Annotated in this window: 22 protein-coding genes; 15 read left to right on the top strand and 7 right to left on the bottom strand. The window is 69.1% G+C overall.

The features are described 5' to 3' along the window. Positions 1-26 precede the first annotated feature (26 nt). The 5 genes from HLH36_RS04220 (at position 27) to phaR (ending at position 4,848) form a co-directional block, all read left to right on the top strand. Entirely contained in the window at positions 27-1,217 is a 1,191-nt protein-coding gene (locus HLH36_RS04220) for a thiolase family protein (RefSeq protein ID WP_182985205.1), read from the top strand. Positions 1,218-1,267: 50 nt separating this feature from the next. Further along, a complete protein-coding gene (locus tag HLH36_RS04215) occupies positions 1,268-2,782 on the top strand; it encodes a succinate CoA transferase (RefSeq protein ID WP_182985376.1) in 1,515 nt (504 codons plus the stop codon). Between the two features lie 49 nt (positions 2,783-2,831). Next, a complete protein-coding gene (locus HLH36_RS04210) occupies positions 2,832-3,218 on the top strand; it encodes an acyl-CoA thioesterase (protein WP_182985204.1) in 387 nt (128 codons plus the stop codon). Positions 3,219-3,382: 164 nt separating this feature from the next. Continuing rightward, positions 3,383-3,979 (top strand): glutathione S-transferase family protein, encoded by a 597-nt coding sequence (locus HLH36_RS04205; RefSeq protein ID WP_182985203.1) that lies wholly within the window; start codon positions 3,383-3,385, stop codon positions 3,977-3,979. Positions 3,980-4,233: 254 nt separating this feature from the next. Continuing rightward, positions 4,234-4,848: a polyhydroxyalkanoate synthesis repressor PhaR gene (gene phaR, locus HLH36_RS04200; RefSeq protein WP_246376413.1), complete on the top strand. Its 615-nt coding sequence runs from the start codon at positions 4,234-4,236 to the stop codon at positions 4,846-4,848. A gap of 11 nt (positions 4,849-4,859) precedes the next feature. On the opposite strand, the gene HLH36_RS04195 is transcribed toward phaR, so the two are convergent. The 6 genes from HLH36_RS04195 to HLH36_RS04170 all read right to left on the bottom strand — a co-directional run bounded on the left by HLH36_RS04195 (position 4,860) and on the right by HLH36_RS04170 (position 9,820). Next, on the bottom strand, positions 4,860-5,945 hold the full coding sequence (locus tag HLH36_RS04195) for a DUF2125 domain-containing protein (RefSeq protein WP_182985201.1): 1,086 nt from the start codon (positions 5,943-5,945) through the stop codon (positions 4,860-4,862). Positions 5,946-6,252: 307 nt separating this feature from the next. Continuing rightward, entirely contained in the window at positions 6,253-7,023 is a 771-nt protein-coding gene (locus tag HLH36_RS04190) for a lysophospholipid acyltransferase family protein (protein ID WP_182985200.1), read from the bottom strand. 99 nt (positions 7,024-7,122) lie between these two features. Next, the gene (locus HLH36_RS04185) at positions 7,123-7,746 is read right to left on the bottom strand and encodes a YdcF family protein (RefSeq protein ID WP_182985199.1); all 624 of its coding nucleotides are present in this window, start codon (positions 7,744-7,746) and stop codon (positions 7,123-7,125) included. After that, positions 7,746-8,720: a cell division protein FtsX gene (locus HLH36_RS04180; protein ID WP_182985198.1), complete on the bottom strand. Its 975-nt coding sequence runs from the start codon at positions 8,718-8,720 to the stop codon at positions 7,746-7,748. The genes HLH36_RS04185 and HLH36_RS04180 overlap by 1 nt, the downstream gene beginning before the upstream one ends. Further along, positions 8,713-9,384, bottom strand: a complete 672-nt coding sequence (locus HLH36_RS04175) for an ATP-binding cassette domain-containing protein (RefSeq protein WP_182985197.1) — start codon at positions 9,382-9,384, stop codon at positions 8,713-8,715. Before HLH36_RS04175 ends, HLH36_RS04180 begins: the two co-directional genes overlap by 8 nt. Positions 9,385-9,409: 25 nt before the next feature. Beyond that, complete coding sequence (locus HLH36_RS04170; protein ID WP_182985196.1) at positions 9,410-9,820, bottom strand: hypothetical protein; 411 nt, start codon at positions 9,818-9,820, stop codon at positions 9,410-9,412. Positions 9,821-9,970: 150 nt separating this feature from the next. On the opposite strand from HLH36_RS04170, the gene HLH36_RS04165 reads away from it, so the two are divergent. From HLH36_RS04165 to hslU, 10 genes are read left to right on the top strand one after another with little or no spacing between them, the layout of a single operon-like run. Continuing rightward, positions 9,971-10,501, top strand: coding sequence for a chemotaxis protein CheW (locus tag HLH36_RS04165; RefSeq protein WP_182985195.1), 531 nt, complete (start codon positions 9,971-9,973; stop codon positions 10,499-10,501). Continuing rightward, positions 10,494-11,894: a CheR family methyltransferase gene (locus HLH36_RS20020; RefSeq protein WP_182985194.1), complete on the top strand. Its 1,401-nt coding sequence runs from the start codon at positions 10,494-10,496 to the stop codon at positions 11,892-11,894. Before HLH36_RS04165 ends, HLH36_RS20020 begins: the two co-directional genes overlap by 8 nt. Before the next feature lie 14 nt (positions 11,895-11,908). Beyond that, positions 11,909-12,454 carry a chemotaxis protein CheW gene (locus HLH36_RS04155; RefSeq protein WP_182985193.1) on the top strand — a complete coding sequence of 182 codons (546 nt, stop codon included), beginning with the start codon at positions 11,909-11,911 and terminating at the stop codon, positions 12,452-12,454. Between the two features lie 6 nt (positions 12,455-12,460). Then, complete coding sequence (locus HLH36_RS04150; RefSeq protein WP_182985192.1) at positions 12,461-14,143, top strand: methyl-accepting chemotaxis protein; 1,683 nt, start codon at positions 12,461-12,463, stop codon at positions 14,141-14,143. Between the two features lie 9 nt (positions 14,144-14,152). After that, entirely contained in the window at positions 14,153-16,252 is a 2,100-nt protein-coding gene (locus HLH36_RS04145) for a response regulator (RefSeq protein ID WP_182985191.1), read from the top strand. Further along, a complete protein-coding gene (locus HLH36_RS04140; protein ID WP_338030387.1) occupies positions 16,249-17,334 on the top strand; it encodes a chemotaxis protein CheB in 1,086 nt (361 codons plus the stop codon). The genes HLH36_RS04145 and HLH36_RS04140 overlap by 4 nt, the downstream gene beginning before the upstream one ends. Next, on the top strand, positions 17,331-19,223 hold the full coding sequence (locus tag HLH36_RS04135) for a response regulator (RefSeq protein WP_182985190.1): 1,893 nt from the start codon (positions 17,331-17,333) through the stop codon (positions 19,221-19,223). The genes HLH36_RS04140 and HLH36_RS04135 overlap by 4 nt, the downstream gene beginning before the upstream one ends. Next, the gene (locus HLH36_RS04130) at positions 19,220-21,142 is read left to right on the top strand and encodes a response regulator (RefSeq protein ID WP_182985189.1); all 1,923 of its coding nucleotides are present in this window, start codon (positions 19,220-19,222) and stop codon (positions 21,140-21,142) included. The genes HLH36_RS04135 and HLH36_RS04130 overlap by 4 nt, the downstream gene beginning before the upstream one ends. A gap of 47 nt (positions 21,143-21,189) precedes the next feature. After that, complete coding sequence (hslV, locus tag HLH36_RS04125) at positions 21,190-21,780, top strand: ATP-dependent protease subunit HslV (protein WP_182964410.1); 591 nt, start codon at positions 21,190-21,192, stop codon at positions 21,778-21,780. Beyond that, entirely contained in the window at positions 21,780-23,096 is a 1,317-nt protein-coding gene (hslU, locus tag HLH36_RS04120) for an ATP-dependent protease ATPase subunit HslU (RefSeq protein ID WP_182985188.1), read from the top strand. Before hslV ends, hslU begins: the two co-directional genes overlap by 1 nt. Positions 23,097-23,207: 111 nt before the next feature. On the opposite strand, the gene HLH36_RS04115 is transcribed toward hslU, so the two are convergent. Next, the gene (locus HLH36_RS04115; protein WP_338030386.1) at positions 23,208-24,611 is read right to left on the bottom strand and encodes an MFS transporter; all 1,404 of its coding nucleotides are present in this window, start codon (positions 24,609-24,611) and stop codon (positions 23,208-23,210) included. Positions 24,612-24,700 lie beyond the last annotated feature (89 nt).

The raw sequence follows: 24,700 nt of genomic DNA, 5'->3' as shown, positions 1-24,700 counted from the left end.
TGCCAGCCCGACAAGGAAAAGACATCATGATACATGAAGATCCTGCCGTGATCGTTGCGGCCGCGCGGACGCCACTGGGGCGGTTCCTGGGCGATCTGTCCGCCGTTACTGCGCCGATGCTGGGAGCGGCTGCCATACGCGGTGCGCTGGGCCGTTCCGGCCTGGCGCCCGACAGGATCGACATGGTGACAATGGGCTGCGTTTTGGGGGCTGGGATCGGGCAGAATCCGGCCCGGCAGGCGGCACTGGGCGCCGGCCTGCCGCAGGGTACGACGGCCGCGACGGTCAACAAGGTCTGCGGCTCGGGCATGATGTCGGTGTTCATGGCGCGCGATGCGCTGCTGGCCGGATCGACGACGATTGCCGTGGCGGGCGGAATGGAATCCATGTCGAACGCGCCGTATCTGCTGCCGAGGGCGCGCACGGGCTACCGCATGGGACACGAAACGGTTGTGGACCATATGCTGCGGGACGGTCTGGAGGACGCCTATGAAGGCGGCCGGTCGATGGGTGATTTCGGCGAGGCCACCGCGGAAGCATACGGGTTCAGCCGTGCGGATCAGGACCTCTATGCCGGGCATACCCTGACGCGCGCGCAGGCGGCCATCAAGGACGGTGCGTTCACGCAGGAGATTGAGCCCGTGACGCTGGCGACCCGCAAGGGAGAGGTGCGCGTCACCACCGACGAGAATCCGCCGAAAGTCTCGCCCGAGAAGATTCCCACCTTGAAGGCGGCCTTTCGCCGGGATGGCACGATCACGGCCGCCAGTTCGTCGGCGATCGCCGATGGCGCGGCGGCGATGGTGCTTGCGCGCCGATCATACGCCCTGGAGGCGGGATTGCCGATTCTGGCCGAAATCCGGGCCTGCGCGACCCACGCGCAGGAACCGGCCTGGTTCACCACGGCGCCCGTTCCGGCCATTCGCAAAGTTCTGGATCGGGCTGGCTGGTCGGTCGGCGATGTCGATCTGTTCGAAATCAACGAGGCATTCGCCGTGGTTGCCATGTCGGCGCAGCGTGACCTGGACATCCCGGCCGATCGGTTGAACGTGCATGGCGGGGCCTGCGCGCTGGGCCATCCGATCGGCGCGACGGGCGCGCGCATCATCGTCACCCTGCTCCATGCCCTGCGCGCGCGTGGTGCGCGGCGCGGTGTCGCGGCGTTGTGCATCGGAGGAGGAGAAGCCACCGCGATTGCCGTCGAGATCGCAGCCTGATCCGCCACTCACCCCGAAAGAAAGCAAGAAGAACGGAAAGAATGACCGATATGGGCGAGGATCGTGTTCGACATGCCGGCATGCGGCGCAAGATATGCAGCGCCGAGGACGCCGCGGGTTATATCCATCATGGCATGACGCTGGCCACGGGCGGCTTTACGCCGTCCGGCACGCCAAAGGCCGTACCCAGGGCACTGGCGCGGCGGATGGAGGAGGCACGGCGGGCTGGCATGCCCTTTGCCGTACGCCTGTTTACCGGGGCCTCGACCAGTCCGGAACTCGATGGCGGGCTGGCGCGGGCGAACGGTGTGAGTTTCCGTATTCCCTATAATGGTGATCCCGACATGCGGGGCCGGATCAATGCCGGGGAGACGGCCTATGTCGATACCCATCTGAGCCGGCTGGCGCCCTGGGTGCGGGCGGGTTTCTTCGGCAAGATCGACGTGGCGGTGGTGGAGGCGGCGGCGATCCGGGAGGATGGCGCGATTGTCCCGACCCTGTCGATCGGCAATAACAAGACGTGGCTCGACCTGGCCGACAAGGTCATCATCGAGGTCAATGAATGGCATAATCCCGCCATCGAAGGATTGCATGACATCTGGGCGGGCGATACCCTGCCCGCCGACCGCCGCGAACTGCCCTTACGCCGTCCTGAAGACCGGATTGGCGAGCCCGTGCTGCATGTCGATCCGAGCAGGGTCGCGGCGATCGTCCTGACGAACGAGCCCGATCTGAACGCCGCCTTTCGTGGAACAGACGATACGGCGCGGGCGATCTCGGGCCATCTGATGGAATTCTTCCGTCACGAGGTAGCGCGCGGGCGCCTGCCGCCGTCTCTTCCTCCGCTTCAATCCGGGGTCGGGAATGTCGCCAATGCGGTGATGGCGGGTTTGGCGGATGGTCCGTTCGACGATCTGGTCGCATTTACCGAGGTGATTCAGGACGGCATGCTGGCGATGCTCCATTCGGGCAAGATGCGGGCGGCTTCGGGTGCGGCCTTTTCGGTCAGCGCCGAGGCATCCGCCCTGCTGAATCGTGAAATGGCGTCGTTTCGTCGAAAGATCGTGCTGAGGCAACAGGAAGTCAGCAACAATCCGGAGATTGTCCGGCGCCTGGGCTGCATTGCCATGAACACGATGATCGAGGCCGATATCTACGGCAATGTGAATTCCACGCGCGTGATGGGGTCGCGCGTGCAGAATGGTATTGGCGGATCGGGGGATTTCGCGCGCAGCGCCCATGTCTCGATCTTCATGGCGCCGTCGACGGCAAAGGGCGGCAGCATTTCTGCCATCGTGCCGATGATGGCGCATGTCGATCACGTCAATCAGGACGTGCAGGTGTTGGTGACCGAGCAGGGCCTGGCCGATCTGCGGGGATTGTCGGCGCGCGAGCGTGCGCGGCTGATCATCGACCGGTGTGCCCATCCCGAATACCGGCCAATGCTGAAGGACTATCTGAGCCGCGCCGAGAACGGCGTCTTCGGTGGCGAGACGCCGCATCTGCTGCGGGAATCCCTGGCCTGGCACCAGCGCTTTATCGACACCGGATCGATGCGTGCCTGACGGTTCAGGATCCGGCCCGCGCCCGGCGGTCGATGCAAGAGAGGTGGATATGAATAACGAACGGGCGGTAGATGGCGGGGATCTGACAATCCGGGTCGTGGCGATGCCCAACGACACGAACCCCGCGGGTGATATTTTCGGTGGCTGGCTGATGTCCCAGATGGACCTTGCCGCCAGCACGACCGCCGCGCTGACGGCGCGCGGGCGGTGCGCCACAGTGGCGATCGATGGGGTGGTGTTTCACCATCCGGTTGCCGTGGGGGATGAGGTCAGTATTTATACCCGCCTGCTGAAGGTCGGGCGGACGTCCATGACGATCGACGTCCAAGCCTGGCGGCGGGTTCGGCATACGACCGAAATTCAGAAGGTTACACAGGGCTGCTTCGTTTTCGTCGCTCTGGATGCGGAAGGGCGGCCGCGTCAGGTGTCGGTATAGGCGCCGCCGAGGGCGCCGAGGCGGCCGCCACATTCAAGGACGTCACCAGGGCGGCGTTGCGCGCCGGCACGGTCGCGACGCCGGCGAAGACGGAAACGATCGCGCGCATTGAGGATGTCGGGTACGATCGGGGCGCGACAGATGACCGAAGGATATCGTCCCCGATGAAGCTCTACCACGCTCCGCTCAGCCCCTATGCGCGCAAGGTGCGGGCTGCCGTGATCCTGCTTGGGCTGGAGGCGCGCGTGACCGAAATTGCGGTGCGGGTCTCGGACTCGCCGCCTGAGGTGCTGGCGGCGAACCCGCTGTGCAAGATCCCGGCCCTGGAACTGCCGGATGGCGAGGGCGTGTACGACAGTCGGGTGATCGTGGATTATCTGGACGGGCTGGCCGGAGGCGGGCGGCTGGTCCCTGCCGGGGACGAGGCGCGCCGGCGGGTGCTGCGGATGCAGGCGCTGGGCGATGGGCTGGCCGATGCCGCGATCCTGGTCCGGACGCTGATTCCGGCCGGGCTGGTCCATGACCATCCGCTGGTCCAGCGCCAGCTTGCGGCGGTCAGGCGCAGCCTGGACCGGCTGGAAAGCGAGCCGCCCGCGTTGGAGCCGATCGATATCGGCGGCCTGTCGGTGGCGTGTGCGCTGGGATACCTGGATGTGCGCTTCGTCGATGATCCGTGGCGGCTGGACCGTCCGGCACTGGCAGCCTGGTACGAGGCGGCCTGCCGGCTGCCGTGCCTGGCCCGGACGGCGGTCACCTTATAATCCGATCGGCGGGCACCGCTGGGCCGCCGGCACGTTAGGCATCGCAGGGCCGACCGGTTGGCGATCCAGGGGCGCGGCCTGTGCATCGGGTGTGCGGTCATGCTAGGGTTTTCGACCCTGTTGCCGATATCCGGGCGGTCGCCCCCGCGATGGTCCTGGGTGGATGTCATTTTCGTGTTGTCTCGCCGGAGCTTGCACGGCGGTTCGTTTCATGCCCCGGCCACCCGCCGGCCCAGCCGTTGATGGAGGGTATATTGCCGGATGCCAGCCGCCCGTGCGCCCCGGTCGTCATCAAGAAATATGCTAACCGACGTTTGTACGACACCGAACGGTCGATCTATGTCACGCTCGACGCGCTGGCCGACATGGTCCGTTCCGGCAAGGATTTCGTGGTTTTCGATGCCCGTACGGGTGACGATATCACCCGCGCCGTGCTGACCCAGATCATCATGGAGGAAGAGACCAAGGGGCGTGCCATGCTGCCCGCGAGCTTCCTGCGGCAGATCATCCGTTTCTATGGCGACAGCATGCAGGGGCTGGTGCCGGACTATCTGGACCAGATGATGGAGCTGTTCGCGGCCAACCATCACCCGATCCGCACCCCCATGCAGCAGACGATGGCGGCGTTCCTGCCACCGGAAATGGAGAGTCTGGGCCACCAGGACATCGAGATGATGGACCGGGCGATGTCGGTGTTCGCCGCGTTCCGCGAGCCGGCGGCGTCGCATGAGGATGGGAACGGTAACGCGGTGGCGGTGGCCGGGGACGGGACCGCGAGCGGCGAGAGCATGGAAGAGGAAGTGCTGCGCCTGCGCCGCGAGGTTGCGGCCCTGCGGGCCGCGCTGGCCGCGTCGTCGGGCGCAGGCTGAGGCGCATGAATTCAGTTGAGCCAGTCCGTCAGGGGGCCTAGCGGAATTGCGCCGACGAACAGCGTGCCGGCGCTCAGGTGCAGCGGCAGGCTCAAAGGGCGGTCGGTGGGGAGCGGGGCCTCGGGCGTGGCGGGTGCGGTGCCGCCCGGATAACGGGCGGCCAGCCGGTCGATCGTCGTGACGGCCCTGGCCAGGTCCGGGGACAATATGCCGGCCTGGTCCAGCGTGCGGACGGTCTGGCCGATTCCTGCCACGGAGAGGGTGAAACTGCCCTCCGGGCCATGTTGCGCCGAGAGATGGGCGCTTCCTATCACCGACAGGGACAGGTGCGTCCAGCGCGCATGCAGGTCCTGCACCAGCAGGGCGGGCTCCGTGCCGCCCGGGAGCGCGAGGGTCAGGCCGGCATCCGACAGGCGGTGCGCGTCCGTCGGCGCGGGCGGCAGGGGCAGGGTGGGCGGCAGGTCGATCGCGGCGGCATGGGTGGTCAGGGCGAAGCGGCTGGCGTCGGGGCCGGCGCGGTCGTTCCATAATCCGTGGCCGCGCAGATCGTGCAGTGTCAGGTCGGTCGTGCGGCCGTCCGGTTGCAGGATCTGGAGGGTGAGCGCGCGGGCAGCCCACGCCGCCTGACCGGCCACGGCCCCCGGCGGCAGGCCGAGCGGGACGAAGATGCGGGCATCCTCTCCCTGGACCCTGACGGCCCGGATGGTGTCGGGGCCGGTCATGCGGGCGGCCTGGGTGCCGTCGAGGCCGATCCGGATGGTCAGCGGGTGCAGCATGGACAGCGACAGCGTGACGTTCTGCGCGCCCCAGGCGATGGTTCGGCCGCCGGCCTGGCCGTCCAGGCGGGGGGCGCGGAGGGTGAGCCGGGCGGTCAGCGGGGAGCCACCCCGGGTAGGGAGGCCGGGCTGCACGGTCCAGCCCTGCTGGCGCAAGCGGGTGCTCCAGCCCGCCGCCATCCTGTCCAGCGCGTGCTGCGCGGCCTGCCAGGCGAGGCCGTCGATGGCCGCAACCCCAAGCAGGGCCAGCGCGGCGCGGCGGAGCCACGGGCGGCGGCCGGATGGGCGATGGCGCACGGGCCGGGAGGAGTGCTGCGGCATGTCGTTCTTGATAAGGCACCTTGCGGAAGGCCGGGAACAGATTGATTCACAAATCTTTCACATGCCGCGCCCGATTGGAAAAAAGAGCGGGGGACCGAATTTATCCACAGTTTCGGCGAACGGGGAGCGGGCGGCGGTGCGCGCAGAGGCCGCCGGCAGGCCCGGCGCCGGGTCTGTCGGGAAAATATATTAAAAATAGGTGTGAATTTAATATGTTATTGCGCGCTTTTCGGCTGTCCGCTGGATGATGGCGTGGCGTGGAGGCCGCCGGTAGCGGAGGGGCGCCAGCCTGTGGGCAAACGGACAGTCACAGGCCCGCCGGATGACCGGTCTGACTGCCCACAGAGTTATCCACAGGTTTCTCCGCGCCCTCGATCCTGCCGAACCGGCTGGACGATTCCTGCCATCGTGCGGCGATTTCGCTCAGGATGCGGGCCTTGCCCACATCGGCGGGCAGGGCGGGGCCGATGGCGATGTGGATCGGTCCGGGACGTTTGACGAAGGCGTTGCGCGACCAGCGCAGGCCGGAATCGGTCGCCACGGGGATGATGGGCAGGCCGGTATGGGTGGCCATGGCGACGATGCCGGGATGCAGGCGCCTGGTCTCGCCAGCCTGGGTGCGGGTGCCTTCGGGGAAGATGACGATCTGGCGCCCGTCGGCGGCCGCCTGTCCGGTGGCGGTCAGCAGGGCGCGCAGGGCGCGGGCGCCGTCGGCGCGGCGGACCGGGATCATGCCGGCCAGCAGCAGCATCGGGCCGACCAGCGGGATGCGGGTCAGTTCCTCCTTCATCACATAGGCCGGGCGGTCGACCAGGTTCATCCACACCAGCGTGTCGAAGGCCGACTGGTGCTGCGAGGCGAGAAGGCAGGGGCCCGCCGGCAGGTGTTCGCGGCCCGTCACCACGACGCGGATGCCGCAGATATGGCATAATCCCGCCACCGAAAGCCTGGTCCACAGCTTGGCGTACGGCAGTGCGAGGTGCCGGGCGAACAGGCGGATGGGCAGTGCGGCGATGCCCATCGCGACCGTCAGCAGGACGAAATAGAGATTGAACAGGCACGCGCGGACGAAAATCATGGCAGGCGGGGGCATTCCGGACAGGTCAGGCACGACGGGCGTGCGACGGGGCGGCGTACATCAGAAAAACGGCCGCGAGACAAGAGCTGGTCGCGGTCGTCAGTTCTGTGCCCGGACCGGCATGTTGCGGGTGAGGCCCAGACTGGCCATCAGCCATTTGTCGTATTCCATTGCCAGCAGCCGCAGCGAGGAGCCGCGCAGCGGCGCGCGCAGCGCCGGGGGGCGGACCGCATAGGGATGGAGCGCCACGTCGGGCACGGTGCGATGGATTTCCATGATCGCGCGGCGGATATGGTAGCCGGCGGTGACCACGATCAGCGAGCGCAGCCCGCTGGCGCGGGCCCATTGCGCGGTTTCGTCGGCATTGCCGATGGTCGAGGTGGCGTGGCGGCCCAGCGTGACCCGCCGCCACAGTTCGGGCGACAGGCTGGCCGCAAGATCCGGCGGGAGGGCGCCGGCGATGCTGGCGGTGGTGGCGTGGGGGGCGACGCCGGAGATGAGCAGTTGGTGTGCCTGGCCGCTGGCCAGCAGCCGCAGCGACGCCTCGATCCGGCCCTGGCCGCCGGTGAGGGCCACGATGCCGTCCGCGACGGGGGGACGGGCAGGCGATTTCAGTGCGTCGTGGACGAACCAGGCGAAGCCCGTGCTCCACAGGAGCATGCAGCCCAGCAGGCCGGCCAGCGTGCCGTAAAGGAATCGTCCAGCCGCGCCGCCCCGCTTCATTACGGCAGGTTTCTCAGCCAGGCGCGCACCGTGGCCTGGGTCGTCAGCCAGCCGATCAGCGCCGCCGCCGGGGCGAGGGCCAGCAGGGTGGCGGCCAGGGGGGTGGGCAATGTGGCGAGCAGCATGTGGGCCGGCATGGTCCAGTCGGCCGCAGGCGCGGGCGCCGGGGCTGCCGCCGCGAAGGGGGCCGCCACGCGGGACAGCAGCACCAGGATGGGCAGGGCCAGCACGCTGCCCGCCAGCCCGCCGATGAAGGCCAGCAGGGCGGTGCGGCGGGCGAAGCGCCCGGCGATATAGCCGTCGGTCGCGCCCATGGCGTGGATCAGTTCGATCGGCAGGCGCCGGGCCGCCAGTCCGGCGCGGGTGGTGGCCGCGATCAGCACCACCGCGATGCCGGCCACGATCGCCACCGCCAGCAATGCGCAACTGTGCAGGCTGTCGGCCAGCCGGCCCAGCCGTTCGCCCCATTCGGCATTGCGTTCGACCAGTGTGCCGGGGGCGATGGCGGCCAGGCGGCGGGCGAGCGCCGTGGCGTCGGTTTGCGTGCCGGCTGCCATGTGCAGCTCGATGATCGCGGGCAGGGTCAGGGCGAAATCATGGTCCTGGCCCAGCCAGGGGGCCAGCAGGGCGCCCAGTTCCGCCTTGTCCAGCCGGTGGACGCGCGAGGCGCCGGGACTGTCCGCCAGGGCGGCCAGGACGGCGTCGGAGCGCGTGAGGTGGGTGGTGGTGCCTGCTGTCGTTGTCGGGGTCTCCGGGTCGGGGACCTGGATGGTCAGCATCGATGCGGCGCCGTTCGACCAGCGGGTGGAGAGGATCTGCGCGCCGGTGGCGCCCGCCAGCGCCAGTGCGGCGAGGACCGCCATGGCGGCGACCAGCAGCGGCAGCAGCCGGTCGGGCAGGGCGCGGCGCAGGGCCAGTCCGTCGGCGCGCCTGGCCTGGTTCCAGCGGGTGAGGAGGCCCGGCCGTTCAGCCATCGCGCAGCAGCCTGCCCTGGGCCAGTTCCAGCTCATGGGCCGGATAGCGGCGGATCAGCGCGTCATTATGGGTGGCGACCAGGATCGTGGTGCCCAGCCCCGACAGGTCGCGGAACAGGTCCATCAGCCGGTTGGCCTGGTATTCGTCCAGCGCGTTGGTGGGTTCGTCGGCCAGCAGCAGGGCCGGGCGGTGGATCACGGCGCGGGCGATGGCCACGCGCTGCTGCTCGCCGCCCGAAAGCTGGGGCGGGCGGGCCGTGGCGCGGGAGCCGAGGCCGACCCAGTCCAGGATGGAATGGACCTCGTCACGCACGTCGTCCTCCGGCCGGTGTTGCAGGCGCAGGGGCAGGGCGATGTTGTCGAAGACCGGCAGGTCGGGCAGCAGCCGGAAATCCTGATGCACGACGCCGATGCGCCGCCGCAGCCGCGCCAGTGCCGCGCGGCGTGCCTGGGCGACGCTGCTGCCCAGGATTTCCAGCGTGCCGGAGGTCGGGCGCGCGGTCAGCGCCAGCAGGCGCAGCAGGCTGGACTTTCCGGCGCCCGACGGGCCGAGCAGCCAGCGGAAGCCGCCCTGCGGTACCTCGAACGAGATCTGGCGCAGGGCGACAGGAGCCGAGGTGCCGGCGGCATCATAGCGGAAACCGACGTCGCGGAGCCGGATCACGGGTGAGGGGCGGGCGGCGTGTGCGTCACATCTCGCGCGCCGCGACGGCGGCGAGGGTGGCGCAGACCGCCGCCGCCGCCATCATCAGCAGCCCGTCGACCACCAGCGAATCGGCCGTCACGACATGCGAGCCGAGGACGATCTGGTGCGGGATGGTGCCGGCGACATGGGTGACGATATCGCGGGTCTGCGGATCGGCGGAGGCGGCGCTGGTGCCGATGGCGCCGACGATATGGGGCAGGGCACCCCAGCCCACGCCCAGGATCAGGACCAGCGGGGCCAGCAGTTCGGTGACCTGCTGGACGAAGTAGAAAAGCCCGTAGAATACGGCGCAGATCGCCACGCGGGCGATGCGGGCGACGGGAAAGCGCTGCGATCCGCCCGCGCGGGGCGGGAGGAACCGGTCGGTGGCGCGGCCCGAATTGAAACTGTCCATGACGGTCGGATCTCCGGCGGCGGCTGCGGCGCGCCCGATCTGCCGGGTACGCATCCCTGCCGGAGGTAGCCGTCACTTGTCATAAATGCAATCTTCGGGGAGAAAAGCAGGTAGGAAACGCGCCGGCAAGCCATTGCCGGGCCGGCTCGGGTGGAAGGCAGCAAAGCCCCGGTGTCAGTGGCCGTCGTCATCTTCCGTCTTGTGGATACGTGTTACGGCCTGCCCGCGCCCGCGGTGCGGGAATGCATGCCCGTGCCGGCGCTTGTCCGCCCTGCCGGGACGCCCGCGCCGGTGCTGGGATTCTTTCGCCTTGGTGCGGAACGCGTGGTCGCGATCGATCTTGCAGTGATGCTGGGGCTGCGGGCGTGGAGCGCGCCGGACGACGATGCGATGCTGTATCGCCCGCTGCTGCTGTGCGACCCGGGCGCTGGAATGAAGGTGGCCTTCATGGTCGACAGCGTGCTGGATGTGCGGCAGAGGATGGGGGCCGTGATGGTGCTGCCTGCCGATGGCATGCCGGCCGGCGGCTGGCTGGCGGGGGAGGTCGAACTGGCCGGAGGAATGACCGCGTTGCTGATGGACCCCGACCGGCTGCTGATGGAGCGCGAACGGCAGCGGATCGAGGCCCTGGCCCTGGATGCGGCATTGCGCGATGCACTATGGGAGCGCGCGGATGGCTGACCGGCAACATGCCCTGGAACGGCTGGCCACCCGGATCGTCGCGCGGACCGGGCTGCATTATTATGCCGACAAGATGGACCTGCTGGAGATGGTGCTGCGGCGGCGCATGGATGCCTGCGGCTGTGCCTGCCCGATGGAGTACCTGTCGCGGCTTTCGGACGATGCGGCGGGCGAGGCCGAATGGCGGGCGCTGGAATCGGCCGTGACGATCGGCGAGACGTTCTTCTTCCGCTATGCCGAGCAGTTCCATGCGCTGGAACGCACGATCCTGCCCGATCTGATCACCCGGCTGCGCCCGCTGCGGACCATCCGGATCTGGAGTGTCGGGTGCTCCAACGGTGCCGAACCCTATTCGCTGGCCATTCTGCTGCACCGGCTGCTGCGGGCGCGGGGCGAGCAGGACTGGACCGTCGATATCCTGGGCACCGACATCAGCGATCTGGCGCTGGAGCGGGCCCGGCGCGCGGAATATGGGGCGTGGTCGCTGCGCGACGTCAGTGCCTCGGAACGGCGGCAATGGTTCCGCCCCGCCGCCAGCGGGCGGCACTGGACCCTGCGCGATGTCTATCGGCGCATGGTGCGCTTCGAATACGGAAACATCATGGACCTGCCGTCGGGCGGGGGGGCGACCGGGCCGTTCGACCTGATCCTGTGCCGCAATGTGCTGCTGTATTTCGAACCGAAGCGGGCGCTGGAACTGGTGCGGGCGCTGGCGGACCGGCTGTCGCCACCCGGGTGGCTGCTGCTGGGCCATTCCGACCCGATCGGCGAATGCGGCGATTTTCTCGAGACCGTGACGTTTGCGGGTACGGTGGCGTTTCGCGCCGCTGGCTCGCGCCAGGGGCCGGCCGCGCCGCGCCGGGGCGTGCTGTCGTGCCTGCCGGATGCGCCGCTTGCCGCGCCGCCGCCGTTTCGCCAGGCGCGGGAGCGGGCGCCCGAGATCCTCGCCCACGGCGATGCGGGGCTGGCGCGGGCCGAGGCCCGGGCGCTGGCCGATCGCGGTGCGCTGGCCGAGGCGCGGGCCTGCTGCGGCGCGGCGCTGGCCCTGCATCCGCTGGATGCCGGGCTGCATTTCCTCTCGGCCGTCCTGGCGGAGGATTCCGTGGCCGCCGAGGACGGGTTCCGGCGCACGCTCTACCTGGATCGCGAGCATGTCATGGCGCATGTGCATCTGGCCCGGCTGTTGCAGGATGCCGGCGAGGTGAAGGACGCCGAACGGATGCTGCGGCAGGCCCGGACCCTGCTGCGCCGGCTGCCCGCCGACGCGCCGGTCGCGGATGGCGGCGGGCTGACCGTGGCCGGATTGCTGCGGCTGGTCGGCGGGGACGGGGCGGCGGATGCCGATGACGTGCGCGAGGATGGTGCGCCGATGCTGGCGCGGAGCGTGTCCTGACCGGTCAGGGCGGCATGCCGGACGTGGCGGGGCCGCGCGACGCGTCCGTCGGGAGCGCGGGCGGCTATGCCCGCCGGGTGATGGCGGAGCGTGCGCGGCAACTGGCCGCGCGCGGGCAGGCGCCGGCCGACGATGCGGGGCGCCGCGCGGCGGTGATCCTGGACGTTGGCGGGCAGATCTATGCCATCGACCTGCACCATGTGCTGCGCATGGCCGAGCCGGCCTGGAGCGTCATGCCCCGGCGGCCGGACTGCCCGGTGTCGGTGCGGGGTGTCTATGGCTATGTCGGCCATCTGTATACGGTGATCGATCTGTCGGTTCTGCTGGGCGGGGCGCCGATGGATCGTGCCGGGGCCATGGCGCTGCTGCGCCCGGTGGCCGGCCTGCCGGTGGCGCGGATCGCGCTGCTGGCCGGGCGGACGCTGGGTGTGGACGATGTGGTGGGGGCGCCGGCCGCCGCACCGGTATCGGCCCACCCGATGGCAGCCCTGCCGGATGGGAGGCTGGTCGCGGTGCTGGACCCCGCCCGCCTGTTCGCCGCGCGTCAATTCGGAGTCTGACCTGTCGTGACAATTGCCAATCGTCTTCTGTTCGGGTTCCTGGTCGGCGTCATGCTGATGGTGTCGATCGGCGTCTATGCGCTGGGGCAGATCCGCAATGTCCGCGACGAGATGACGGTGATCGTGACCCGGGACCTGCTGGTCTATCGCCACCTGAACCATCTGCGGGTGCTGGAGAACGACCTGGTGGCGCGGCGGCTGTCGATCCTGTCGCATTATTATGCGCGGGATTACCAGAAGGACCCGGCGATGCTGGACGCGGCGGTCACCGACTGGACCGGGGTGGACCGGCAGGCGGAGGATACGCTGGTGCAGGCGATGGCCGCAGCCAGCCAGGCCGACGACGAGGCGCGGATCGACGCGCGCCGCGCCATGTTCGCCGCCATTTCGGCCCGCCTGCACGAGGCGCTGGACCAGGCGCGCCAGAATGCCGAGGCGGCGTCGGACCTGTTCGCGGCCATCCGCCAGGGCGATGATGCGGCGGTGCGCCAGCAATCGGCGCGGTCGGACACGCGGGACCAGACCATCGACCGGCTGATCTCCGACGCCGGGACCACGCTGGATGGCGGGGTGCAGGCGGGCGAGACGCAGAGCAGCGCGCTGTATGAATTCAGCCGCCGCTCGCTGATCCTGGGGCTGGCGGTGGCGGTGATCGTCGCGCTGATCGTCACCTTCTGGACCCGGCGGTCGATCCTGGCCCCGCTGGCGGCGCTGATGCGGGTGATGGAGCGGGTGGGGCAGGGCGACCTGTCGACCCATGTGACGGTCGGCGGCTCAGGTGGGGGACGGGATGAGTTCGAGCGCCTGGCCGACGGGCTGAACCGAATGATCGACGGCCTGCGCGAGATCGCGCAGCAGAGCCGCGAGGCCACGCGCAACCTGGATGCGGCGGTGGCCGATATCCGTGCCTCCGCCCAGCAGCAGGCGGCGAGCGTGGAGGAACAGTTCGCCGCAGTGCAGGAGACGGCGGCGACGGTGGACCAGATCACCCATTCCGGCGCGCAGATCAGCAAGCGCGCGCGGGAAGTGATCTCGTCGGCCGAGACCATCGTCCACAGTTCGGCCAGCGGGCTGGAGGCGGTGGAGGAGACCGCGCGGGCCATGGAGCGCACGCAGGAAGGGGCGGAGGCCGTGGCCTCGAACATCGTAGCACTCTCCGAGCGGACGGATGCGATCAGCGAGATCATCACCGCCGTCAACGATCTGTCGGAGCGGTCGCACCTGCTGGCGCTGAATGCGGCGATCGAGGCCGCCGCCGCCGGCGAGCATGGGCGTTCCTTCGCCGTGGTCGCGGCGGAGATGAAGATCCTGGCCGACCAGTCGCGCGATGCCACCCAGCATGTGCGTGCGATCCTGGGCGATATCCAGCGCGGCATCAACACGTCGGTCATGCTGACCGAGGAGGCGGTCAAGCGCGTGTCGGCCGGCAAGGAGCGGACCGACATCGCCTATCGCACCATCGAGCGCATGACCGGCGGTATCGAGGAAGGGGTGCATGCGTTCCAGCAGATCGTGGCCTCGACCAACCAGCAGCAGATCGGCATCGAGCAGGTGATGACCGCGTTGCAGAGCATTCGCCAGGCCAGCCAGCAGACGGCGGCGGGGACCCGAAACCTGGAGGCCTCGGCCAGCAATCTGGGCAGCCTGTCGCATCAGCTCCTGGCCATTTCCGCGCGTTACCGGACCTGACGGCCGGCCGTGGAGGCTCTGCGACAGGAATTGCTGGCGGTCTTCGAGGCCGAATATCGCGACCATCTGCGCGTCGTGCGCGACATTCTGGCCGCCGGCCCGGTGGATGGGCGCGGGATCGGCGAGATCTTCCGGCGTGTTCATTCGCTGAAGGGGGCGGCCCGCGTCGTCGAGCGCGCCGATATCGAGACCATCGCCCATACGCTGGAGGGGCGGCTGTTCGGGCTGCTGGACGGGCAGCGGCCCGTGACGGCGGAGGATATCGCCGCCATCGGCACCGCCATGGACCAGGTCGACGCCCGCATGCAGGATCTGGCGGAGGCGCCGGCCGGCCCCGATGGGGGCGAGGCGGCGCCGCCGGGGCGCGAGGAGGCGGCCGGCAGCTATGTGCAGGTGCCCGTGTCGCGCCTGGATGCGCTGGTCGGCGTCATGCACGACATGATGGGCATTGCCGAACGGCAGGAACGGCTATGGGCCGATCTGGAGGACCTGACCGCCGCCGCGGCGCGGCGGACGGGGCCGGCCGCCGACCCGGCGGCGGAACTGTCGCGCCTGACCCGCGCCCTGTTTGCCCTGTCGCGCGAGCGCGGGCGAATCGCGGGGCAGGCCGACCGGGCCATGATGCGGCTGGACGAGGAAGTGCGGGCGGTGACGCTGGTGCCGGCCGGGACGGTGTTCGGCTCGCTGACCGGCATGGTGCGGCAGATCGCGCGCGAGCATGGCAGCGGCGAGGTGACGGTGCGCCTGCTGGGCATGGATGTGCGGGCCGACCGGCGGGTGATGCAGGCGCTGCGCGATCCGGTGATCCATCTGCTGCGCAATGCCATCGTCCACGGGCTGGAAAGCCCCGCCCGGCGGCAGGCGGAGGGCAAGCCGGCGGAGCCGGTCCTGACCCTGTCGGTGCGGATGCTGGGCGTGCGCCTGCTGGTCGCGGTGAGCGATGACGGGCGTGGTCCGGACCTGGAGGCGATCGCGGCGCGCGCCATCCGCCAGGGGCTGATGCAGCCGGATGATCCTTGCCTGCCCGAAACCCTGCTGAGCCTGGTGTTCGCACCCGGTTTTTCCACCCGGGCCGAGGCCGACCGGCTGTCCGGCCGGGGCATGGGCCTGTCGGTGGTGGCGGAGGCCGCGCGTGCCCTGCAGGGGTCGGTCCGCATGGAGGCGGGCAACCCCTGGGGGACGGTGGTGACGATGGCGGTGCCGGTCTCGCGCCGGCAGCGCACCACGCTGGTGGTCGAGGCCGGCGACATGACCATCGGCCTGCCCGGGCGGGTGATCGAGCGGCTGGCGCGGGTGCGGCAGGCCGATATCCGCATGGTCGATGGCCGGGCCTGCTTTGCCCTCGACCGGCGGCGCGGGCCGGAGAGCGGGCTGGATGCTGGGGCTGCCCTGGTGCCGGTGGTGCCTCTGGCCGCCTTTCTTGGCCGGCCGGATGCGGCGTTGCCGGTCCATGACGGGGCGCTGTCGGTCGTCGTGCTGGGCATGGCGGATGGCGGGTGCTGCGGCTTTGCCGTCGACCGGATGCGCGAGGTCCGCATCCTGCATATTTCCGACGCCGAGGCGGCGGGGCTGGACAGCGAGCTGATCCCAGGTGTGGGCTGGCCGCGCGGTGACCGGCCGGTCTTCGTGCTCAATCCCGATACGCTGCTGGAGCGGTGGCGGATGGCGGGGGCCACGGGGGGGCATTTCGACGGTGCCGGCGATGCGGGGCCGGACGGCGGGGCGCCGGCGGCCCGCCGGGTGCCCATCGTGCTGGTGGTTGACGATTCGATTACCACACGGACTCTCCAGAAGACGATCCTGCAGACCCACGGCTATGATGTGCTGCTGGCGACGGACGGGGTCGAGGCCCTGGCGCTGCTGCACCGGTCGCCACGTCGGATCGACGTGATCGTGACGGACGTGGAGATGCCCCGGATGGATGGTTTCGCATTGCTCGACGCGGTCAGGTCGGACCCGCGCCTGTCCCGGATTCCGGTGGTGCTGATGACGTCGCGCAACGAGGAAGCCGATATCAGGCGCGGGCTGGAGGGTGGCGCCCGGGCTTACGTGACCAAGCAGGGATTCGAACAGGGCGAATTGCTGGATATTATCCGAGGCGTGCTGTGACCGGCCTGGCAGGGCCGCGCGTCCGGGTGCTGGTCGTCGAGGATTCGGCGGTGGTCCGGCATGTGCTGGTGCGGCTGATCCGCGACGATCCGCGGTTTGAACTGCTGGAGGCGGTGGAAACGGCCGAGGAGGCGTTGCGCCTGGTGCCGATGCTGCGGCCCGACGTGATCTCGATGGATGTGCGGCTGCCCGGCATGGATGGGCTGGAAGCCACGCGGCGCATCATGGCCGAATGCCCGACGCCGATCGTGATCGTCAGCGATTCCTCAACCGATCCGGCGCTGCGGATCTCGATGAATGCGCTGCGTTCCGGCGCGCTGTCGGTGGTGCAGAAGCCGGCCGGCTGGCCGGTCGATGCCGCCGGGGGGGCCGCGATCGCGACCCAGCTCTACATCATGAGCCAGGTGCCGGTGATCCGTCACCGGCTGCATTATGGGGCGGTACCGGTGCAGGATGTGGGGCCGCCGCCGCGTCTGCGCCCGCGCCTGGTCGGCATGGCGGCGTCGACCGGCGGGCCGCAGGCCTTTGCGCATATCATGGGGGCGCTGCCCGCCAGCTTTCCGTGGCCGATCCTGCTGGTGCAGCATATGGGCATGGGGTTCATGGAAGGGTTCGCCGCCTGGCTCGATACCCAGACCCGGCTGCCGGTCGCGCTGGCCCGGCAGGGGGAGATCATGCGGCCGGGGCATGTCTATGTGGCACCGGCCGAGGCGCATCTGACCCTCGGGCTGAGCGATGAGATCCGGTTGTCGAACGCGCCGCCGCTGGGCGGGCAGCGGCCATCGGCCACTGCCCTGTTCGCTTCGATGGCGCGGGTGGGGGGCGGGGCGATCGGCGTTCTGCTGACCGGCATGGGCGAGGACGGGGCCGTGGGGCTGCGCGACATGCGCCGGGCGGGCGGATACACGATCGTCGAGGACCGGAGCACGTCGATCGTGCATGGGATGCCCGGTGCGGCCGAGCGGATCGGGGGGGCCTCGATCAGCCTGCCCCTGGGACAGATCGCGCCGCATCTGGTGGCCGTGGCTTCGGCCGCCGCACCCTTGCCGATGGCGGTCGGGATGGAAGGACGAGGGCCATGACCGACGCCTCCGCCGAGGGGCAGGTGCCGCCGACGCTGCTGCTGGTCGAGGATTCCGACACCCAGGCGTTGCGCATACGCCGGATGCTGGAAGGCCATGGCTTTGCGGTGACGCGGGTGGCCAGTGGCGAGGCCGCGCTGGATACGCTGGATACGCGGATTCCGGATCTGGTGGTCGCCGATTACCATCTGCCGGGCATGAATGGCGGGCAGATGGCGCGCCAATTACGCATGAGTGCGGCCACCCGCATGATCCCGGTGCTGATGCTGACCGAGGGGGGGGAGCCGGGCCTGGAGCGCGAGGGGCTGGAAAGCGGCGCCGATGCCTATGTGCCCAAATCGGCCGAACCGGACCTGATCGTCTTTCGCATCCGCGCGCTGCTGCGCGAGGGTGCGGGTACGGGGGCCGGTACCGGGCAGCGGGATGCCAGCCCGCTGTTCCGTCGGGCACGAATCCTGATTGTCGGCGGCGAAGGGGCGCGGGAGCATGCGGTGGCGGCCCTGGCGGCCCTGATGCGCAATGACGGGCATGACGTGACCGTGATCGGTCATCCCGGCGCGATGGAGCGGGCGGACTGGTTCGACCCTGCGCGTGCGCCCGACTGCGTGGTGGTCGATCTGGTGTCCGACCGGTTCGACGGCATCGCCTTCTGCCAGGCACTGGACGATCTGCGGCAGGATGTCGTGGTGGCGGGCGGAGGGGCGCCCCGTATCCTGGGCCTGAGCGGGCCGGGTGCGGCGCGCGGTGTCTTTCCCGCACGGGCGTTCGAGGCCGGTGTGGACGACATGGTGGCCGACGATATCGAGCCCGATGTGCTGGCCCTGCGGATTCGGGCGCTGGTGCGGCGCAAGCTGCTGCAGGACGATGCGCGGCGCATCGACCTGGACCGGCAGGCGCGCGAGATCGCGGTCGAGGCCGCGCGGGCCGAGGCGGCGGCGATTGCCTCCAAGGCCTCGCTGGCCGAGGCGCTGGAACAGGCGAATGCCGAGCTGGCCGATGCCAACCGCCGGCTGATCGAGACCCAGGGCAAGCTGGTGCAGACCGCCAAGATGGCGTCGCTGGGCGAGCTGGTGGCCGGCATTGCGCATGAGATCAACAATCCGCTGGCCTTCATCCTGGCCCACAAGGAGACGGTGGCCCGCCTGCTGGCGCAGGTGATCGCCGAGGAGGACCCTGGCACGGATGCGGACGGGAGCCGGCACGCGGCGCTGATGAAATGCCGCGACCGTGTCGAATCGATGAGCCTGGGCCTGCGGCGCATCCAGAACCTGGTCCTGAACCTGCGGAAATTCTCGCGCCTGGACGAGGGGCTGTTCCAGGTGATCGACGTGCCCGAGGCACTGGAGACGGTGCTGGCCCTGCTGACGCAGAAATTCGGCAACCAGATCGTGGTGGAGCGGGATTATCGCGCGCCCGAGCGCCTGTATTGCCAGTCTGCGTTGCTGAACCAGGTGATGATGAACATCATCAGCAATGCCGCCGACGCGATTTATTCCATGCTGGAGGATGCCGGCGAGGGCGACCCGGCGGGGCCGGCGCGCGGAGTGATCAGGATTGCCACCGAATTGCGTGTCAGCGAGGGCTCGGGCGAGCAATCATATGTCTTTATCGTGACGGATAATGGTCCGGGCATTCCGCCGGAGATGGCGGAGCGGATCTTCGAGCCGTTCTTTACCACCAAGCCGGTGGGGGCGGGGACGGGGCTGGGGCTGGCCATCGCCTATAGTGTCGTGCAGGCCCATCATGGCACGATCGCGATTGCCGACGCGCCGCGCAGGGCCGGCACCAATGGAGGACGGGGAACGATGTTTACGATTTCGGTGCCCTGGCAGCCGCATCTGGAAGCGATGGCCGAGCCCGTCCGGAGTAATGCGGAGATGCAGGCGTGACCGACCGCCCCGTCGTGCTGCTGGTGGATGACGAACCAGAGATCCTGGTGGCGCTGACCGACCTGCTGGAAGACAGTTTCACCATCCTGTCGACCACCTCGCCGGTCGAGGCGCTGGATATTCTGGCCCGGCGCCGCGATATCGATGTCATCGTCTCGGACCAGCGCATGCCCGAGATGGGGGGCGACGTGATGCTGGCGCGGGCGCGGGGGATGTGCGACGCGCAGGCGATCCTGCTGACAGGGTATGCCGATATCGGCGCCGTGGCGGCGGCGCTGAACCAGGGGCGGATTTCCTTCTATTCGCACAAGCCCTGGGATGGGGATGCCCTGCGCGCGATGGTCGTCCAGGCGGCGCATCGCCACAAGCTGGAAGGCGAGTTGCAGACCGAGCGGATGCTGCTGCGCGGCCTGCTGGGGAATCTGCGCGCCGGCCTGGCCTTCAAGGACCCGGACGGGCGCTTTATCCGCATCAACCGCAATGCCGCCGCCTTCTATGGCCGGGACGAGGCCGATTGTCTGGGGCGGCGGGAGGAGGATCTGTCCGATCCGGCCCTGCTGCCGGCGCTGCATGCGGCTGAGGCGCGGCTGGAGGCCGAGGGCCGGGATGAGGAAGTGCTGCCGGTGTCCGGCCCCGGCGGCAGTGTGAGCTGGCGGGAATTCACCCGTGCGCGTCTGGGCGTGAATGCGCGGGGCGAGGCCTATTCGGTGCTGATCAATCGGGACGTCACTCGCCAGCGCGAGATGGAGGCGCGCCTGCGCCAGGCGGAAAAGATGCAGGCGCTGGGCACCATGGCCGGCGGAATTGCGCATGATTTCAATAATCTGCTGACGGCGGTGATGGGGTCTCTGGAACTGGCCGTCGATATGGGCGCGGGGCTGGACGACCGCACGACCCATCTGCTGGACAATGCGATGGGCGCGGCACGGCGGGGGGCCGACCTGACGCGCCGGCTGCTGAATTTCAGCCGGCCGCGTGATCTGAGCCTGCAACCGGTCGATGTGAATGCTCTGTTGCGGGGCATGCATGACCTGCTGGTGCAGGGCGTGACCGCGCGGCGGCGCGAGGGGGCGGCGGGGCGCCCGCCGGTCGAGATCGGGATGGAGACCGCGGACCCGGGCGGGGAGGTGCCGCTGGTGCGGACCGATGCCGGGCAACTGGAACTGGCGCTGCTGAATCTGTGCCTGAATGCCAGCGACGCCATGCCGGATGGGGGGGGGATCATGCTCTCGACCCATGTGGCGCGGCTGGAGGCGCCGGTGGCTGAAGGGGATCTGCCCCAGGGCGAATATGTCGTGGTGTCGGTGGCCGACCAGGGCACGGGCATGGCGCCGGAGACGCTGGCGCGGATCTTCGAGCCGTTCTTCACGACCAAGGATGTCGGGCGGGGGACCGGGCTGGGCCTGTCGATGATCTATGGTTTCGTGCGCCATGCCGGGGGCGATGTGCGGGTGACCAGCGCGCCGGGGCAGGGGACGCAGGTGGATCTGTATCTGCCGGTCCATCGCTGCCCGGTGGCGGCCCTCGACCGGCCGGAGGCGCTGGAGCCTCTGCCTGTCCGCAAGGGGCTGCGCATCCTGGTGGTGGACGACGAGGACACGGTCAGGACCGTGACGGCCGGTTTCCTGCGCGGCATGGGGCATGAGGCGATCGAGGCATCGGGCGGGGAGGAGGCGCTGGCGCAAATCGATGCGATGGCGCCCCATCGGCCCGACCTGGTGGTGCTGGATGTCATGATGCCGAAAATGGGCGGCGAGGAGGCGGCGCGGCGGATCGGCGCGCTCTATCCCGAAACGCGTATCCTGTTCCTGACCGGCTATGCCGACAATGCCGTGTTGCCGGAGGATGCGCTGGTGCTGCGCAAGCCCTTCACCCAGGCCGAATTGTCGGGGCATGTCGCCCGTGCGATGGGCGGATGAGGGGGCGGCTCTTGTCCTGAGGCGCGAACGGCCTATCTCTGTCAGTCATGCAGAACATACACGCGACCCCCCATGATCCAGTCGGCTGGCATGGAACGACGATCCTGTGCGTGCGACGTGGCGCAGAGGTGGCTATGGCCGGAGATGGGCAGGTGACGCTGGGCGCCACCGTCATCAAGGGCAATGCGCGCAAGGTCCGGCGGATCGGGCCGGCCGGCACCATCCTGGCCGGCTTTGCCGGTGCCACCGCCGATGCCTTTACCCTGCTGGAGCGGCTGGAGGCCAAGCTGGAGCGCTTTCCCAACCAGCTTGAGCGCGCCTGCGTCGAATTGGCCAAGGACTGGCGGACGGACCGCTATCTGCGCCGGCTGGAGGCGATGATGGCGGTGGCCGATCTGGAACGCTCCTTCACCCTGACCGGCAATGGCGACGTGCTGGAGCCCGAGGATGGCATCATCGCCATCGGTTCGGGCGGCAATTATGCGCTGTCGGCCGCGCGGGCGCTGGCGGAAGTGGACGGGATGTCGGCGGCCGAGATCGCGCGGCGGGCGATGCGCATTGCCGGCGAGATCTGTGTTTATACCAACCATTCGGTGATCCTCGAGACGCTGGGTGAAAAGGGAAGGGAGGACGCATAATGGATATTCCCAACCATTCCCCGCGCGAGATCGTCTCGGAACTCGATCGTTTCATCATCGGCCAGGGCGATGCGAAGCGCGCGGTGGCCATCGCCCTGCGCAATCGCTGGCGGCGGGCGCAACTGGCCGATGGCATGCGCGATGAGGTCGTGCCCAAGAACATCCTGATGATCGGGCCGACCGGCTGCGGCAAGACCGAGATCGCCCGGCGGCTGGCGCGGCTGGCGCAGGCGCCGTTCCTGAAGGTCGAGGCCACCAAGTTCACCGAGGTCGGCTATGTGGGTCGCGATGTCGAGAGCATCGTGCGCGATCTGGTCGAAGTGTCGCTGAACATGCTGCGCGACCTGCGCCGCCGCGACGTGCAGGCGCGGGCCGAGCAGGAGGCCGAGAACCGGCTGGTCGATGCGCTGGTGGGCGAGGGGGCCTCGGCCGACACCAAGAACAAGTTCCGCCGCATGCTGCGCGCGGGCGAACTGGAGGAGAAGGAGGTCGAGATTTCGGTCGCCGATGCCCAAGGCGGCCCCGGCATGGGTGAGATGCCCAACATGCAGCCCGGTACCGTCATCAATTTCTCCGACATGATGAAGGGGCTGATGAACCGCGTGCCCCAGCGCCGGCGGATGACCGTTTCGGCAGCGCGCGAGGCGCTGACCCGCGAGGAAGCGGACAAGATGCTGGACAATGACGCGCTGGTCGGCGAGGCCGTGGCGCATGCCCAGGATCATGGCATCGTGTTCCTCGACGAGATCGACAAGGTCTGTGCCCGGTCGTCGGAAAGCGGCTTCCGGGGCGGCGATGTCTCGCGCGAGGGCGTGCAGCGCGACCTGCTGCCGCTGATCGAGGGGACCACGGTTTCGACCAAATACGGGCCGGTGAAGACGGACCATATCCTGTTCATCGCCTCGGGCGCGTTCCATATCGCCAAGCCGTCGGACCTGCTGCCGGAATTGCAGGGACGGCTGCCGATCCGCGTCGAACTCTCGCCGCTGACGCGCGAGGATCTGCGGCGCATCCTGACCGAGCCGGAACATTCGCTGCTGAAGCAATATACGGCGCTGCTGGGGACCGAGGGGCTGGCGCTCGATTTCTCGGACGATGCGGTGGATGCGCTGGCGGAGCTGGCCGCCGACATCAACGAGCGGGTCGAGAATATCGGCGCGCGGCGACTGGCGACGGTGCTGGAAAGGCTGCTGGAGGATGTGTCCTTCACGGCGGCAGACCGATCGGGCCAGACCGTGCGGATTACCGCCGCCGATGTGCGCGATCGGGTGGAGCCGCTGGCCCGGAAGGGCGACCTCAGCCGCTTCATCCTCTGAGTTTGTGGCCGTAAACGCGCGCTGGCGGCGATCCGGCGCGCGGCACTCTCGCTCACCAGCCCACGTTTCCGGCACTCATTTTTTCGGACTGATCTTCTGATTGTCCGGGTATCAGGATGCCTGGCGGAGGGCGGCGCCGGCGGTGCGGTCGAGGCGCAGGTAGCCGGGGATCGACAGGATCAGGGGGATTGCGGCGACCAGGAAGGCCCAGTGGAAGTCGGTCTGGGTGAAGGCGTCGGTCGCTGGGTGTTCGCCGCGCAGGGTGGCGATCAGGCGCAGGGTGAGGGCGGCGAAGGCGACGCCCATGCCGATGCACATCTGCTGGTTGACGCTGAGGAGCGTGCTGGCCGCACCCTTTTCCTGGGCGCCGATATCGGCGAAGCCCAGCGTGGCCAGCAGCGTGTACTGCATCGAGCGCGTGATGCCGCAGCCCAGCAGCACCAGCAGCAGCATGGTGACCGGGGTGGCGGGCACCATGGTGCTCGCCAGCAGCACGAACAGCGCCCCCAATGCCGCGTTGACGGCGGCCGTGGCGCGGAAGCCGAAGCGCTGGAGGATGCGGGTGGTGAACATCTTCATACCCAGATTGCCCAGCGCGAAGGCCAGCATCAGCGACCCGGCATGGAAGGCGGTGAGGCCGAAGCCGATCTGGAACAGCAGCGGCACCAGATAGGGGATGGCGTCGATCGTCAGGCGCGAGAGCGTGCCGGCCGCCATGGTGACGCTGAAGGTGGGGTGGCGCAACAGCCCGAAATCGAGCAGCGGGTGGGTGCTGGCCGCCGCGTGGCGCAGGGTGGCGATGGCCAGCAGCAGGCCGCCGCCGAACAGCAGGGCGGCCAGGGTGAGGCTGGCCCGGGTGTTGCTGGCCAGCTCCGTGCCCAGCAGGATGGATGTCAGCGCCAGGCCGCCCAGCACGAAGCCGCCCCAGTCCAGCGGGCGGCGTTCGCCGAACTGTTGCGGCACCACGGCGAAGATGACGCCCAGCACCGCCAGGCCCAGCGGCAGGTTGATGAAAAAGATCCAGCGCCAGCTTGTGAAGGTCACGATCATGCCACCGATCGTGGGACCGACCACCGGGGCCGCCACCGCCGGCCAGGTGATGGTCGAGACCGCCTGGATCATGCGGCTGGTCTCGGTATTGCGCATGACGATGAAACGCCCGACCGGCACCATCATCGCGCCACCCAGCCCCTGGAGCACCCGGGCGGCGATGAACATGTTCACGCTGCCGGCGAAGCCGCACAGGATCGAGGCGGCGGTGAAGATGGACACGGCGGTAGCGAAGATGGTGCGCGAGCCGAAACGGTCGGCCATCCAGCCGCTGACGGGGATGAAGACCGCCAGGGTGAGCATATAGGCCGTCATGCCCAGGCTGAGTTCGTTGGGGCCGACATGGAAGCTGCGCGCCATCGCCGGCAGGGCCGTGGCGATGATGGTGGAGTCGAGATACTCCATGAAGAAGGTGGCGGCGACGATATAGGGCAGGATCGGCATGGTCCGATCATAACGCGCCACAGGGGCGACTTCCATGCCGCGGCGCGCGGCGGGGCGGCTATGGATGTCACGAGTTTATCACATTTCTCGCCGGGACCGCATGCTATCGA

This window comes from Gluconacetobacter aggeris (assembly GCF_014174395.1).
Lineage (GTDB): Bacteria > Pseudomonadota > Alphaproteobacteria > Acetobacterales > Acetobacteraceae > Gluconacetobacter > Gluconacetobacter aggeris.
This window is presented reverse-complemented; position numbering and strand designations above follow the sequence as displayed.